The organism is Enterobacter sp. 198 (genome assembly GCF_009025585.1).
Taxonomy (GTDB): Bacteria; Pseudomonadota; Gammaproteobacteria; order Enterobacterales; family Enterobacteriaceae; genus Enterobacter; species Enterobacter ludwigii.
On record NZ_WCIM01000005.1, the window covers coordinates 18,056 to 31,878 of the forward strand.

12 protein-coding genes are annotated in these 13,823 nt (G+C 56.1%); 3 read left to right on the forward strand and 9 right to left on the reverse strand.

Translation table 11 applies throughout. The features are described 5' to 3' along the window. Window positions 1–64: 64 nt before the first annotated feature. Window positions 65–1,522, reverse strand: coding sequence for a DNA recombination protein RmuC (gene rmuC, locus F8561_RS00990; protein ID WP_014172116.1), 1,458 nt, complete (start codon window positions 1,520–1,522; stop codon window positions 65–67). A gap of 137 nt (window positions 1,523–1,659) precedes the next feature. Next, window positions 1,660–2,421, reverse strand: a complete 762-nt coding sequence (udp, locus tag F8561_RS00995) for a uridine phosphorylase (protein ID WP_003860792.1) — start codon at window positions 2,419–2,421, stop codon at window positions 1,660–1,662. A 255-nt stretch (window positions 2,422–2,676) separates the two neighbouring features. On the opposite strand from udp, the gene F8561_RS01000 reads away from it, so the two are divergent. Then, window positions 2,677–3,483 (forward strand): dienelactone hydrolase family protein, encoded by an 807-nt coding sequence (locus F8561_RS01000; RefSeq protein WP_014172118.1) that lies wholly within the window; start codon window positions 2,677–2,679, stop codon window positions 3,481–3,483. Window positions 3,484–3,527: 44 nt separating this feature from the next. Here the strand turns inward: F8561_RS01000 and metE are convergent, their stop codons facing one another. Continuing rightward, window positions 3,528–5,789: a 5-methyltetrahydropteroyltriglutamate--homocysteine S-methyltransferase gene (gene metE / locus F8561_RS01005; protein WP_151887060.1), complete on the reverse strand. Its 2,262-nt coding sequence runs from the start codon at window positions 5,787–5,789 to the stop codon at window positions 3,528–3,530. Window positions 5,790–5,905: 116 nt separating this feature from the next. Between metE and metR the strand changes: the two genes are divergently transcribed. Then, window positions 5,906–6,859 (forward strand): HTH-type transcriptional regulator MetR, encoded by a 954-nt coding sequence (metR, locus tag F8561_RS01010; protein ID WP_014172120.1) that lies wholly within the window; start codon window positions 5,906–5,908, stop codon window positions 6,857–6,859. On the opposite strand, the gene F8561_RS01015 is transcribed toward metR, so the two are convergent. The 3 genes from F8561_RS01015 to pldB all read right to left on the reverse strand — a co-directional run bounded on the left by F8561_RS01015 (window position 6,747) and on the right by pldB (window position 9,554). Further along, window positions 6,747–7,646: a carboxylate/amino acid/amine transporter gene (locus tag F8561_RS01015; protein WP_014172122.1), complete on the reverse strand. Its 900-nt coding sequence runs from the start codon at window positions 7,644–7,646 to the stop codon at window positions 6,747–6,749. The genes metR and F8561_RS01015 overlap by 113 nt on opposite strands. An 82-nt stretch (window positions 7,647–7,728) precedes the next feature. After that, complete coding sequence (yigL, locus tag F8561_RS01020) at window positions 7,729–8,529, reverse strand: sugar/pyridoxal phosphate phosphatase YigL (protein ID WP_020882878.1); 801 nt, start codon at window positions 8,527–8,529, stop codon at window positions 7,729–7,731. A gap of 32 nt (window positions 8,530–8,561) precedes the next feature. Next, a complete protein-coding gene (gene pldB, locus F8561_RS01025) occupies window positions 8,562–9,554 on the reverse strand; it encodes a lysophospholipase L2 (protein ID WP_020882879.1) in 993 nt (330 codons plus the stop codon). Between the two features lie 109 nt (window positions 9,555–9,663). Between pldB and rhtB the strand changes: the two genes are divergently transcribed. Continuing rightward, entirely contained in the window at window positions 9,664–10,284 is a 621-nt protein-coding gene (gene rhtB / locus F8561_RS01030) for a homoserine/homoserine lactone efflux protein (protein ID WP_014172125.1), read from the forward strand. On the opposite strand, the gene rhtC is transcribed toward rhtB, so the two are convergent. The 3 genes from rhtC to pldA all read right to left on the reverse strand — a co-directional run bounded on the left by rhtC (window position 10,281) and on the right by pldA (window position 13,752). After that, on the reverse strand, window positions 10,281–10,901 hold the full coding sequence (rhtC, locus tag F8561_RS01035) for a threonine export protein RhtC (protein ID WP_014172126.1): 621 nt from the start codon (window positions 10,899–10,901) through the stop codon (window positions 10,281–10,283). The two genes, rhtB and rhtC, sit on opposite strands and share 4 nt — an antisense overlap. A gap of 61 nt (window positions 10,902–10,962) precedes the next feature. Beyond that, on the reverse strand, window positions 10,963–12,792 hold the full coding sequence (gene recQ, locus F8561_RS01040) for an ATP-dependent DNA helicase RecQ (protein WP_025202782.1): 1,830 nt from the start codon (window positions 12,790–12,792) through the stop codon (window positions 10,963–10,965). Between the two features lie 90 nt (window positions 12,793–12,882). Beyond that, window positions 12,883–13,752, reverse strand: a complete 870-nt coding sequence (gene pldA, locus F8561_RS01045; protein WP_020882880.1) for a phospholipase A — start codon at window positions 13,750–13,752, stop codon at window positions 12,883–12,885. Window positions 13,753–13,823 lie beyond the last annotated feature (71 nt).

The following is a 13,823-nucleotide window of genomic DNA, read 5'->3' on the forward strand; positions in this document are numbered from 1 at the left end:
CAGAGCCTGCTTATCAGTAAAATGTTCGTGAAGTGTAACAGATTGGGCGCGTTTGCCCTACGTTTCAACCTTCGCGAAAGAAACGTGCCGGACGCTCGTCTGACGTTAAATCTGTCGCTAACGTATTGTCTTCACTGTTTGTCTTTTGTTCGCCAGCGCCTTCGCGCAGGCGAAACTCTTCATCCTGGGCGGTGGCCTGCTCAACTAATTCCGGATTAATCTCGCGCTTCACCTCCACACCCAGGGAACGAAACGCTTCGGCCTGCGCCAGTAAGTTGCCACGCCCGGAAGAGAGTTTTTTCATCGCCTGGCGATAGTTATCCTGGGCGCGGTCAAGGCTTTGCCCGACCGAGGACATATCATCCACAAAGAGGCGCATTTTGTCGTAAAGCTTGCTGGCGCGATCGGCAATCTGCTGCGCATTGCGGCTCTGATGTTCATAGCGCCACAGGTTGGCAATGGTGCGCAATGCCACCAGCAGCGTGGTGGGGCTCACCAGCATAATGTTATTTTTTAGGGCTTCGGTAATCAGTTCAGGCTGTCTGTCGAGCGCCAGCAAGAACGCGGGTTCAACCGGAATAAACATCAGGACGTAATCCAGCGAGCGCAGGCCGGGTAACTGCTGGTAGTCTTTTCTGCCCAGCAGACGAATGTGGTTACGCACGGAGGCGATGTGCTCCTGCAACGCCGACTCGCGGGTGTAGTCATCTTCCGCATTGAAATAGCGCTCATAAGCCACCAGCGTCATTTTGGCGTCTATCACCACATCTTTGCCCTGCGGGAGCCGCACAATCACATCAGGCTGCATACGCGAGCGGGCATCGTTCTCGATACTCACCTGCGTTTCGTATTCATACCCTTCCCGCAGGCCAGAGGCCTCCAGCACGCGGGTCAGCACCACTTCCCCCCAGTTGCCCTGGGTTTTGTTATCGCCCTTCAGCGCACGGGTCAGGTTGACCGCTTCCTGCGCCATTTGCGCATTCAGCTGCTGAAGATTGCGAATTTCATGCGCCAGCGTGTGCCGCTCGCGAGCCTCCTGCCCAAAGCTGTCCTGTACCTGACGACGAAAGCCGTCCAGCTGTTCACGCAGGGGCGTTAGCAGGCTATTCAGGCTTTGGCGGTTTTGTTCGTCTACGCGGCGGTTGCTGTGTTCAAAAATGCGGTTCGCGAGGTTCTCGAACTGCTCGCTGAGGCGTTGCTCGCTGTTCATCATCTGGCGGATTTTATCTTCCGCATGCAGCTGGGTGGATTCGAGGCGGGTAGTCACTTCGCGGAGATCGGCCTCCAGCGAGGTGTTGATATCGCGAAGATTGCGCAGCTCGTTGTTGAGCAGTTCGCATTCGTCACGCCAGTGTTCGCTCAGCGCAACCTGCTGTTTTGCCGCGCTTAAATCGGCGACTATCTCTTCGCGCTCGGCCAGCTGATCGGCCTTTTGTTGCGCGTGCTGGTAGCTGGAAATCAGCCAGCCTGCCCCCACGCCCACCAGCGCAATCACTGCATAAATCAGGATTGAGATATCCACAATGCCCCCTGCATCAACGTATTACCTGCACAAAATAGAATTGTGCTGTATAAACGTCCAGTTTGAAAGGGTTTTCCTGCGAGGCGCTACGCAAAAAAAAGGCCGAACGGGTCGGCCTTTTTTCGTATAAGAAGGGATTAGATCAGGCGACGCGCTGCTTCAACCACGATTTTCACCGCATGACTTTCGGTCTGCTTCATGGTTTCCGCGTTCGGGATCTCCTGCTGGGTACGGTTGACGATAACGCCCGCCACCATACCGGCACGCAGACCCTGGCTTGCGCACATGGTCAGCAAGGTTGCAGATTCCATTTCGTAGTTCATTACGCCCATAGACTGCCACTCTTCCATAGAACCTTTGAAACGGCTTACCACGCGGCCGGAGAAGGTGTCATAACGCTCCTGGCCTGGGTAGAAGGTATCAGATGAGGCGGTCACGCCTACGTGGGTGGTTGCGCCAACGGATTTCGCGGCTTCAACCAGTGCGGTGGTGCATTCGAAATCCGCCACCGCCGGGAATTCCATAGGGGCAAAGTGCAGACTCGCGCCGTCCAGACGCACGGAAGCGGTTGTCACCAGCACGTCGCCAACGTTGATATGCGGCTGAATGGCACCGGTAGTCCCGATACGCAGGAAAGTACGAATGCCCAGCTGCGCCAGCTCTTCAACAGCAATTGAGGTGGACGGGCCACCGATACCGGTAGAACAGACGATCACCGCTTTGCCATCCAGCTCAGCGCGCCAGGTGGTGAATTCACGATGGGCAGCAAGCTTAACCGGCTTATCCATCAGCGCGGCGATCTTTTCCACACGCTCAGGATCGCCCGGGACGATAGCCAGCGTAGCCCCTTGTAAATCGTTTTTAGTGAGGCCGAGATGAAAAACATCAGACTTAGACATAGGTGACTCCTCTGTGGGTCGGTTAGTCAGAAGAAGTAAAAAGGTACTTTACAGAAGCAGTAAGCAGAATTACGTGACACATCTCACCATGAATGAAAATGATTGCAGTAAATTTCCATGAAATAGTGATTCACATCACATTAACAAGTTATATCGTCAGGTGCTGCACAAAAGATAGACCGTTTAAGGCACTGTGAATTGTTAACCTGGTGACTATATTTACCTTTGCGCTAACTCATTGGTACGGAGAATGCCATGACTGAAAAAACCGGTTTTGCACCTGCAGCGGCCCCTCATGCATCAACCATCGTCTCAACACCTGAAGAGGCCATTACGGCAGGTGAGACCTCCATCCCCTCGCAGGGGGAGAATATGCCTGCTTACCACGCGCGGCCAAAATCGGCCGACGGCCCGCTGCCCATCGTGATTGTGGTTCAGGAAATTTTCGGCGTTCACGAACATATTCGCGACCTTTGCCGCCGTCTGGCGCTGGAAGGTTATCTGGCCGTTGCGCCAGAGCTCTATTTCCGTCAGGGCGATCCGAACGACTACAGCGATATACCGACGCTGTTCAGCAACCTGGTCAGCAAAGTGCCGGATGCACAGGTACTGGCCGATCTGGACCACGTGGCCAGTTGGGCTGCGCGCAATGGCGGCGACGCACATCGTCTGATGGTGACGGGTTTCTGCTGGGGAGGACGTATCAGCTGGCTGTATGCCGCACATAACCCGCAGCTTAAAGCCGCCGTTGCCTGGTACGGCAAACTGGTGGGGGAGAAAACGCTGAACTCGCCGAAGCATCCCGTTGATATCGCCACCGAGTTAAATGCCCCAGTTTTAGGGCTTTATGGCGGCCAGGACACCGGGATCCCGCTTGATACGGTAGAGACCATGCGCCATGCGCTCCGCGCAGCCAATGCAAAAGCTGAAATCATCGTTTACCCGGATGCCGGCCACGCCTTTAATGCCGACTATCGTCCGAGCTATCACGCGGAATCGGCTAAAGATGGCTGGCAGCGGATGCTGGCATGGTTCAGCCAGTACGGCGGGAAAAAAGCGTAAACAAAAGCCCGGTCGCGGCTACGCCTTGCCGGGCTTCGGATTTATCAGGCCTGACGCAAATTCTGCGCCGCCCTGACCATGTTCGCGAGTGCCGCGCGGGTCTCCGGCCAGCCGCGGGTTTTCAGTCCGCAGTCCGGGTTGACCCACAGGCGCTCAGCCGGGATCCGCTGGGCGGCTTTTTTCAGCAGGCTCTCAATCCACTCCACGCTCGGTACGTTCGGGGAGTGGATGTCGTAGACACCCGGCCCAATTTCGTTTGGATACTCGAACGCTTCGAAGGACTCCAGCAGTTCCATGTCTGAACGCGACGTTTCGATGGTGATCACGTCGGCATCCAGCGCGGCAATCGAATCCATAATGTCGTTAAATTCGCAGTAACACATGTGGGTGTGGATCTGCGTGTCATCTTTCGCGACCGCGGCGTTGAGGCGGAAAGCCTCCACACCCCACTTCAGATAAGCATCCCAGTCACTGCGACGCAGCGGCAAACCTTCGCGTAGCGCCGGTTCATCAATCTGGATGATGCCGATACCCGCCGCTTCCAGATCGGCCACTTCATCACGCAGCGCCAGCGCAATCTGTTTGGCGATGGTTTCACGGGTCACATCTTCACGCGGGAAGGACCAGCAGAGGATCGTCACCGGGCCGGTCAGCATCCCTTTCAACGGTTTGTCGGTCAGGGACTGGGCGAATTTTGCCCACTCTACGGTGATCGCTTGCGGGCGGCTGACGTCACCAATCACCACCGGTGGCTTCACACAGCGGGAACCATAGCTCTGCACCCAACCGTTCTGCGTAAAGACGAAACCGTCCAGATGTTCGCCGAAGTATTCCACCATGTCGTTACGCTCGGCTTCACCGTGTACCAGCACGTCCAGACCTAAACGTTCCTGCTCAACAATCGCCTGTCTGATGTGCTCAGCGATGCCGGTGCGGTAGTGATTCGCATCGAGGTTGCCTTTTTTGAAATCCAGACGCAGGCCGCGGATCTCCGTCGTCTGCGGGAAGGAGCCGATGGTGGTGGTTGGCCAAGCTGGCAGGTTGAAGCGGGCACGCTGGGCTTCGGCACGCACCTCATAGGGGCTCTGACGCTGGCTGTCCTGCGCGGTAATGGCCGCCAGACGTTTTTCGACCGCCGGGTTGTGGACGCGTGCCGAATGACGACGCGCCTGAATGGGGGCGCTCCAGTCGGTAATGGCCGTGGTGTCACCGCTATTTAACGCATCACGCAGCAGCGCCAGCTCTTCACATTTTTGCAGCGCAAAGGCAAACCAGCTCTTCACCTCGGGATCAAGGCGGGTTTCCACACTGAGATCGATTGGGCTGTGCAGCAGAGAGCAGGAGGAGGCCACCCACAGCTCACGTTTGCCGACGATATCTTTAATCTGTGCATATTTCTCGCTCAGATCGGCGCGCCAGACGTTACGGCCATTCACCAGTCCGGCCGAAAGCAACCACTCTTCAGGCAGACGTTTGTGCAGTTCGGCCACGTCATCTTTGCCGTGGACCAGGTCAACATGAAGACCCTGCACCGGCAGCGCAGTAATGGTACTCAGGTTCGGCGTCACGCCTTCAAAATAGGTGGTCAGCAATAGCTTCACCTGACCAGTAAGGGCATCGTAAGCGGGTTTAAACGCTTTCAGCCACGCCTGCGGCAGCTCCAGCACCAGCGCAGGCTCATCGATTTGCACCCACTGAATTCCGCGTTTACCCAGTTCAATCAGCACCTGTTTGTAGACCGGCAGAATATCGTTCAGCAGGCTGAGACGGTCAAACTGCTCGCCTTTCACTTTACCCAGCCACAAATACGTTACCGGCCCCAGCAGTACCGGTTTCACCTGGTGGCCCAGCGCCAGCGCTTCATCGACTTCGTCGAGCAACTGGGTCCAGCTCAGTTTGAACTGCTGGCCTTTCACAAATTCCGGCACCATATAGTGATAGTTGGTGTTGAACCACTTGGTCATTTCCGCCGCTGCCGCAGGCTCTCCTGTTGGCGCACGGCCACGGCCAATGCGGAACAGGGTGTCGATATCTACCGATCCATCTTTGTTCTGATGACGAGCCGGCACGTTGCCAAGCAGCAGGCTGGTGGTCAGAACATGGTCGTACCAGGCGAAATCGCCCACGGGCAGCAGGTCAATGCCCGCCTGCTTTTGCTGTTCCCAGTGGCGCGCACGCAGTTCGCGGCCCACTGCCAGCAATTCTTCACGGCCAGAGGTACCTGCCCAGTAACTTTCCTGCGCTTTTTTCAGCTCGCGGCGAAGGCCAACGCGAGGAAAACCGAGAGTGTGATTGCGAATTGTCATGGTGTGTCCCCTGTGAATTTTTCGTATTTAGCCATCCAGATGTTTACACATCCATAATTGGCAGTTACTGTATATTCCTCAAGCGCAAAATGTTCATGGCGAAGTGAAGGACTTTCATGATCGAGATTAAACACCTGAAAACGCTACAAGCGTTGCGAAATTGCGGTTCTCTCGCGGCGGCGGCAGCCACGCTGCACCAGACCCAGTCCGCCCTTTCTCACCAGTTCAGCGATCTGGAACAACGCCTCGGCTTTCGTCTTTTTGTGCGTAAGAGCCAGCCGCTACGCTTTACGCCTCAGGGCGAGATCCTGCTGCAGCTGGCTAATCAGGTGCTGCCGCAAATAGCCAGCGCGCTGCAGTCCTGTAACGAGCCGCAGCAAACCAGACTGCGTATCGCCATTGAGTGTCACAGCTGTATTCAATGGCTGACACCCGCGCTTGAGAACTTCCGCCAGAGGTGGCCGCAGGTGGAGATGGATTTCAAATCCGGCGTGACGTTCGACCCGCAGCCGTCGCTCCAGCAGGGCGAACTGGATCTGGTGATGACCTCAGACATTCTGCCCCGCAGCGGCCTGCACTATTCACCAATGTTTGATTATGAGGTACGTCTGGTGCTGGCTCCGGATCATCCGCTGGCCAGTAAAACGCGTATCACCCCGGAAGATTTAGCCAGTGAAACGCTGCTGATTTACCCGGTACAGCGCAGTCGGCTGGATATCTGGCGTCACTTCCTGCAGCCGGCCGGCATTAGCCCGCAGCTCAAAAGCGTGGATAACACCCTGCTGTTAATTCAGATGGTTGCTGCCAGAATGGGCATCGCGGCGCTACCACACTGGGTTGTGGAGAGTTTTGAACGCCAGGGTCTGGTTGTCACTAAAACCCTGGGTGAGGGACTATGGAGCCGGCTGTACGCCGCCGTGCGCGATGGCGAGCAGCGTCAGCCGATTACGGAAGCGTTTATTCGCTCTGCGCGGAACCACGCGTGCGACCATCTTCCGTTTGTGCGGAGCGCGGAGCGACCCAACGGCGATGGACCCACAGCGAAGCCAGAATCACTGCTCCCCCAATAAGGAAGCTCGGCCAGTGAGGCTGCTGCTGCCAGATGGCAAGGTTCACCAGCAGCCCTGCAGGCACATGCACGTTGTTCATGATCCCCAGCGTACCGGCGTCTACCTGCGTAGCGCCGTAGTTCCACATGAAGTAACCCAGCCCCGATGCCACCACGCCCAGCCAGACCAGAACGCCCCACTGCAGGGTTGTCGTCGGGAGCTTTTGCGGGTTGCCGAGCATAAACCATGCCGCCACCGCGACGATAGCCGCCCCCATATAGAACCAGGCGAACGCGTTATGCTGTGGCATCGGGCGGGTTTCCATCAGGCGCTTGTACCCGACCATACCGATGGCAAAACTGAGGTTCGCCAACTGCACGAACATCAGCCCGGTCCAGAAGTGGTCGCTCACTTTGTCGTAGCGAATAATCGCCGCCCCGATCACCGCCAGCGCCGCGCTCAACAGATATCCCCAGCGCAAACGACGTTTGCTGAGCAAATCGTAAATCAGCGTGATATAGAGCGGCGTAAGCACGGTGAAAAGCAGAAATTCAGAGACAGACAGGTAGACGTAAGCCCGGAAGCTGAACAGGTACATGATGCCGAGCTGCATCGCCCCCACCAGCATGTACAGCAAAATAGTCTTCAGCGATTGCCCGCGTGTACGCAGGAAGGGCAGGAATACCAGCGCCGCCAGCCCCACGCGCATCAGCACTGAGAAGTAGCTGTCGACGTGCCCGGCGAGGTACTCGCCAATCAGGCTAAAAGAGAAGGCCCACAGGATAGTGGTAATAATGAGTAGCGCCACAATGCTTGTCTCTCAGAAAGAAGGACAGGCATTGTAGCGAACTCTTTAGTTGACAACTGAGCAATAAACAATCAAATGAAGATTATTCAAGGAACAGTTTGCGAAGGTATTTTGGTACCGCGTTGTCAGCGTTAGACCCAATCACTTCCAGTTCCGGGTGCAGGTCTTTCAGACGCTGGTGTGCATTCTGCATAATGCAGCCTTTGCCCGCCATAGAGAGCATCTCGGCGTCGTTCATGCCATCACCGAAGGCGATACAGTCTTTCAGTTCGAAGCCAAGACGTTTCGCCACGGCTTCCAGCGCGTGCCCTTTGGAAACACCCCCCGCCATAACTTCCAGACAGGTCAGGGTCGAGAAACTCACGTTGACGCGGTCACCCCAACGCGCATTAATCGCCTGTTCCAGCGGCAGCAACGCTTCGTGGCTTTCGCAGGTAAAGAACACCTTGCTGATCCCTTCCGGCTCCAGCAGGCCTGGCTCGTACAGGGAATAGTTAAATACCGCTTCCTTGAAGAAACGCATTTCATCCGGGCGATGGCGATTCATGAACCAGTCGTCATCGCGATAAACGTTAGTGATAATGTCCGGGTTGTTATGCACTACGCCGAACAGATCGGCGGCAATGTCGCGATCCAGGTTATGCGTAAAGATCAGGTTGCCATCGGTATCGTGCACGCGCGCACCGTTGGAGGTGATCATGTACGATTTGATCTCAAGATTATCGCGGATCTGCCCCACGTCCACGTGGTGGCGGCCGGTGGCAAACACAAAGTTCACCCCGCGGGCGGTCAGAAGCTTTAAGGTCTCTTTCGCGTAAGGCGACAGGGTATGGTCGGGCGAAAGCAGCGTGCCATCTAAATCAGATGCAACAACCTGGTACATAGGGATTTCAACCTCTGGTGGTAAAACAACAATCAATTATGCCTGTCGAAAAATTCAACAATGGCGTTGAGCGCGACTGAGCGCATAGCGTCCTTTTCAAAAAGGATCTCATGGTACGCGCCGTTGATGACCAGCGGTTTACCCCCTTCGCAAGGGTGACCGGCGGCAGCGCGGAGTTCACAAAAGCGGTCATGCATGCGGTTATCCACCACACGCTCTTCTTCAGCCTGAATCAGAAGTGTCGGCGTATCATCTTTACCAACACCAGCAAGCACCTGTTCACCGGCAAGGATCCCTTCCCGCACCCAGTGATATGTCGGGCCACCGACGCGCAGGCGCGGTTCATCGGCATAAAAACGCAGGTTACGGCGATAACGCTGCCGGCTATGGGTCAATACGTTGAGGGCAAATGGCAGCGCGCGCCAGCGCCCTGTCCCGATGGCATACCCTTCACGAATGCGCTGATGGCCCTCAGCCCAGTCGAGAATATGGCGCACCATCCAGTCCGGAAAACGCATGACGATGCCATACATCGGCGCGGTGAGCGCAATGGCATCACACTGGTGGTCATAGCGCTGTAAAAACAGCGTCGAAATCGCCCCACCCATGGAGTGCGCCAGAATATAGCGCTTACGCCACGGGCCCGGCTGAACTTCCTGCTGCCAGAAGGCGGCAAGATCGTCGACGTAATCGCTGAAGTTATCCACATGACCGCGATGCGTGTCCGACAATAAGCGGCCAGAAAGCCCCTGCCCGCGATGGTCGATAATTAACACATCGAAGCCCAGATGGAACAGGTCATAGGCCAGTTCAGCGTATTTGATGTAGCTCTCGATACGTCCCGGACAGACCACGATCACCCGATCGTTTTTCTCATCATGGAAACGCACAAAGCGTACCGGAACATCGCCAACACCCGTAAACTCATCTTCCTCACGCTGACGCCAGAAATCGGTCAGCGGCCCCATAGAGAAAGCAGCAAATGCGTTTTCTCGTGTTTCCCAGTCCTTTTTCTGCTGAAACATCGGGTTTCCACCCCCGTAAGCCAAGGAATATCGTTTTTTCGTCACCGGTCACAAAATGACGTAACAATAGCGTATTGTGGCATAAAAACAGACAATTCGGGAGTTTCAAATGACCTTCGAGTGGTGGTTCGCTTATCTGCTGACATCCATCATCCTTAGCCTTTCCCCAGGTTCAGGCGCCATTAACACCATGACCACCTCCATCAACCACGGCTATCGCGGTGCCGCGGCGTCCATTGCTGGTTTGCAGACCGGTCTGGGCATTCATATCGTGCTGGTGGGCATTGGTCTGGGTACGCTGTTCTCCCGCTCGGTACTGGCCTTTGACGTGCTGAAATGGGCCGGTGCCGCGTACCTGATTTGGCTCGGTATTCAGCAGTGGCGTGCGGCAGGCTCAATTGATCTTAATACGCTCGCCCAGACGCAAACACGCGGACGCCTGTTTAAACGCGCGGTGTTTGTGAACCTGACCAACCCGAAAAGTATTGTTTTCCTCGCCGCGCTGTTCCCGCAGTTTATCGTCCCGCATCAGCCACAGGTCATGCAGTACGTGGTGCTGGGTGCGACCACCATTGTTGTCGATATCATCGTGATGATTGGTTACGCGACGCTGGCGCAGCGGATTGCGGTATGGATTAAAGGGCCTAAGCAGATGAAGGCCCTGAACAAAATCTTTGGTTCGCTGTTTATGCTGGTAGGCGCGCTGCTTGCGTCAGCGCGTCATGCTTAGCGAGAAATGATGAGATGAATGCCAAAGCCGGCGAACAACGCGCCGGCGAAGCCGTCAATCCACTTCGCAATACGCTGGTAACCGCGGCGCATCGCCGGTAAGGCAAACAGGCTGGCAACCACGGTAAACCACGCAAAAGTTTCCACCACGATCAGCAGGAAAATGCCCCAACGCGCACCCGCCCCCACGTTGTCACCCACAAACAGGGAGAACACGGAGCCGAAATAGATAATCGCTTTTGGGTTCGCCAGGTTGGTGAGCAGCCCTTTAATAAAACTCCGGCCGCCCGTTGCCAGCTCAACTTTCGGCTCTTCCGGCTTTTTCTCTTCTTTCTTCAACGCCCCGCGCAGCATCTGGTAGCCCATCCAGCAAAGATAAAGCCCCCCGCCAACCATGATGATGTTGTGCAACCAGGCCATCTTCGCCAGAATCAGGTTCAGACCAAGCAGCGCAACGGCCGCCCAGACCATAACGCCCATGGTGATACCCAGCACCCCCATCATCGCTTCTTTGCGGGAGCGGCTGACGGCGGTTTGGGACACGAAGAAAAAGTCAGGGCCCGGGCTCATGAGCGCAACGATGTGCACTAACGCCACGGTAAGAAATAGCATTAACATAATTAACTCGCAGGGAAATAATTAAGTGAGTCACCATCCTGACATTTTTTAGGCTGGCTGACTACTCCTCATCGTCACCGTCGACATGAGCGCGGATAAGCGCCATAAACTCTTTGCCAAAACGCTCCAGCTTGCGCGTGCCAACACCGTTGACGCTGAGCATTTCGCTGGCGCTGAGCGGCGTCTGCTCTGCCATCTCGATAAGCGTCGCGTCATTGAAGACCACGTAGGGCGGAATGTTCTCTTCATCAGCAATGGCTTTACGCAGCTTGCGCAGTTTGGCAAACAGCTTGCGGTCGTAATTGCCGCCGTACGATTTTTGCATCACCCGCGGCTTCAGGGCGACAACGCGCGGAACCGCGAGCTTCAGTTCGATATCCCCGCGCAGCACCGGACGTGCCGCTTCGGTAAGCTGAAGCGCGGAGTGTTGGGCAATGTTTTGCGTGGCAAAGCCCAGGTGAATCAGCTGACGGATGATGCTCACCCAGTGCTCGTGACTCTGGTCTTTGCCGATACCGTAGACGGGCAGCTTATCGTGTCCCATGTCGCGGATACGCTGGTTATTCGCCCCACGCAACACTTCCACCACGTAGCCCATGCCGAAGCGCTGGTTCACACGATAGATGGTCGAGAGCGCTTTGCGCGCATCCATCAGGCCATCGTATTGCTTTGGTGGGTCAAGACAGATATCGCAGTTGCCGCACGGCTCCTGACGCCCCTCGCCAAAGTAGTTGAGCAGCACCAGACGGCGGCAGGTTTGCGCTTCGGCAAACGCGCCCATCGCGTTGAGCTTGTGGCGTTCGATATCCTGCAGTTGGCCCTGCGGTTTCTCTTCCAGACAACGGCGCAGCCACGCCATGTCGGCCGGATCGTAAAACAGCATGGCTTCGGCAGGCAGCCCATCACGCCCGGCGCGGCCGGTTTCCTGGTAGTACGATTCGATATTGCGCGGAATGTCGAAGTGTACGACGAAGCGCACGTTCGGCTTGTTGATCCCCATTCCGAACGCCACCGTCGCCACCACAATCTGCAGATCATCGCGCTGGAATTTCTCCTGCACATCGGCGCGAACCGCGTTTTCCAGCCCGGCATGGTAGGCGGCGGCGCTAAAACCACGGTTCTGCAGGCGCGCGGCCGTGTCTTCCACCTTCGCGCGGCTGTTGCAGTAGATGATGCCGGACTTCCCGCGCTGCTCCTGCACGTAGCGCAGAAGCTGATCCAGCGGCTTGAATTTTTCCATCAGCATGTAGCGGATGTTCGGGCGGTCGAAGCTGCTGACCTGAATCAGCGGATCGTTCAGCCCCAGCAGCCGGACGATATCCTGACGCGTGGTGTCATCTGCCGTCGCGGTGAGCGCCATAAACGGCAGTTCGGGAAAACGCTGACGGAGCTGGCCGAGCGCCGCATATTCCGGGCGGAAATCATGTCCCCACTGGGAGATACAGTGGGCTTCATCCACCGCCAGCAGGACCGGATTCCAGTGCGACAGATGATCGAGGAAGTTATCCAGCATCAGACGTTCCGGCGCGATATACAGCAGGCGAACCTGCCCGGTACGGCAACCGGCCATGACCTCTTGCTGCTGCTCGCGGGTCTGGCTGGAGTTAAGACAGGCCGCCGCCACGCCGTTGGCAAGGAGCTGATCGACCTGATCTTTCATCAGGGAAATAAGAGGCGATACCACGACCGTCAGGCCGTTGAGCACCAGCGCGGGCACCTGATAGCAGAGGGATTTACCGCCGCCGGTAGGCATGACCACCAGACAATCGCGGCCTTCCAGCACGGTTTCAATGATGGTTTCCTGGCCAGGGCGGAACTGCTGGTAGCCAAAGGTTTCATGCAAAACCTGTTTAGCCAGCGATTCCTGATTCAATACTTCCGCCTGCGCCACGTTAACCCCATTTGCCAGAAATAAAACAGGCGCTATTTTCAGCGCCTGAGAGAGAAACTTCAACGTTTAACGAAAAAACATTCGAGCTGCCTAGAAAATATCGTTCAGCATCACGCCCACACCTACACGGGTCTGGTTGAAGTTGTAATCGATAAGCGACTCGCCGTAACCGCTGTAAACCTGAGTATAGAGGCGAACGTGCTTGCTCACCGGATAACTGAGGCCCAGTTCCGCGCCACCGTAACCGGTGTTCCAGTTGTACTGGCCTTTGGCGCTCAGCACCGCGTCACCCAACTGATAGCCGATTTTGAGCTGATAGTAACCCATATATTTGGTGATATCCGGGTTGTCGTCGGTATCGCCCACCACAAACCACGGCTTCACTTCCGCCATCCAGTTGCCGTTTTGCGCCATCAGTCGCGTATAGGCACGGTTCCAGCTGCGCGAGGTAGGGTCGGAGCGTCCGTTTGAATCGTGGTTAAAGCCCACCTCAATGTCACGCAGCGTCCAGCCCGCGAATTCATAATCGGTCGCAAAACCGAGGAACAGCTGCGGCTCATAGTTGGTTTCACGGAACGGTGAAGATTCGCCACTGTTGGAAAGCTGCCACCAGGATTTCTGCGTGTAAGAGGCGCCGAGCACCGAATTCGGTCCCAGAATGCCGCGCCAGAACGGGAACGCGAGACTTAACTGGAACTTCACTTCGTCTTTACGCGCATTATCGGACCAGTTATAGGAGCTTATCGCCTCTTTGTTGAGATCGCTGGTCTGCGTGTATATCACGTAGTTGGTGTCATACGGATACAGCGTGAACGGATTATCATGTTCCTGAAGAAGGTTCGCGATAATGCTGCCCTGCACGGCAGGTTGATCGTGAACTTCTTTAATCGTCGCTTCCTGGGCATATGCTGTGAGGGGCAGCGCAACCGCCGCCAGTAACCAGGCCAGATACGTCCGCATCGGTGGTGTTCTCCTGCAAAGAGTTAATTAGTTGAATTGTTATGTGGCGGATATTCTACATACTTCTGCGA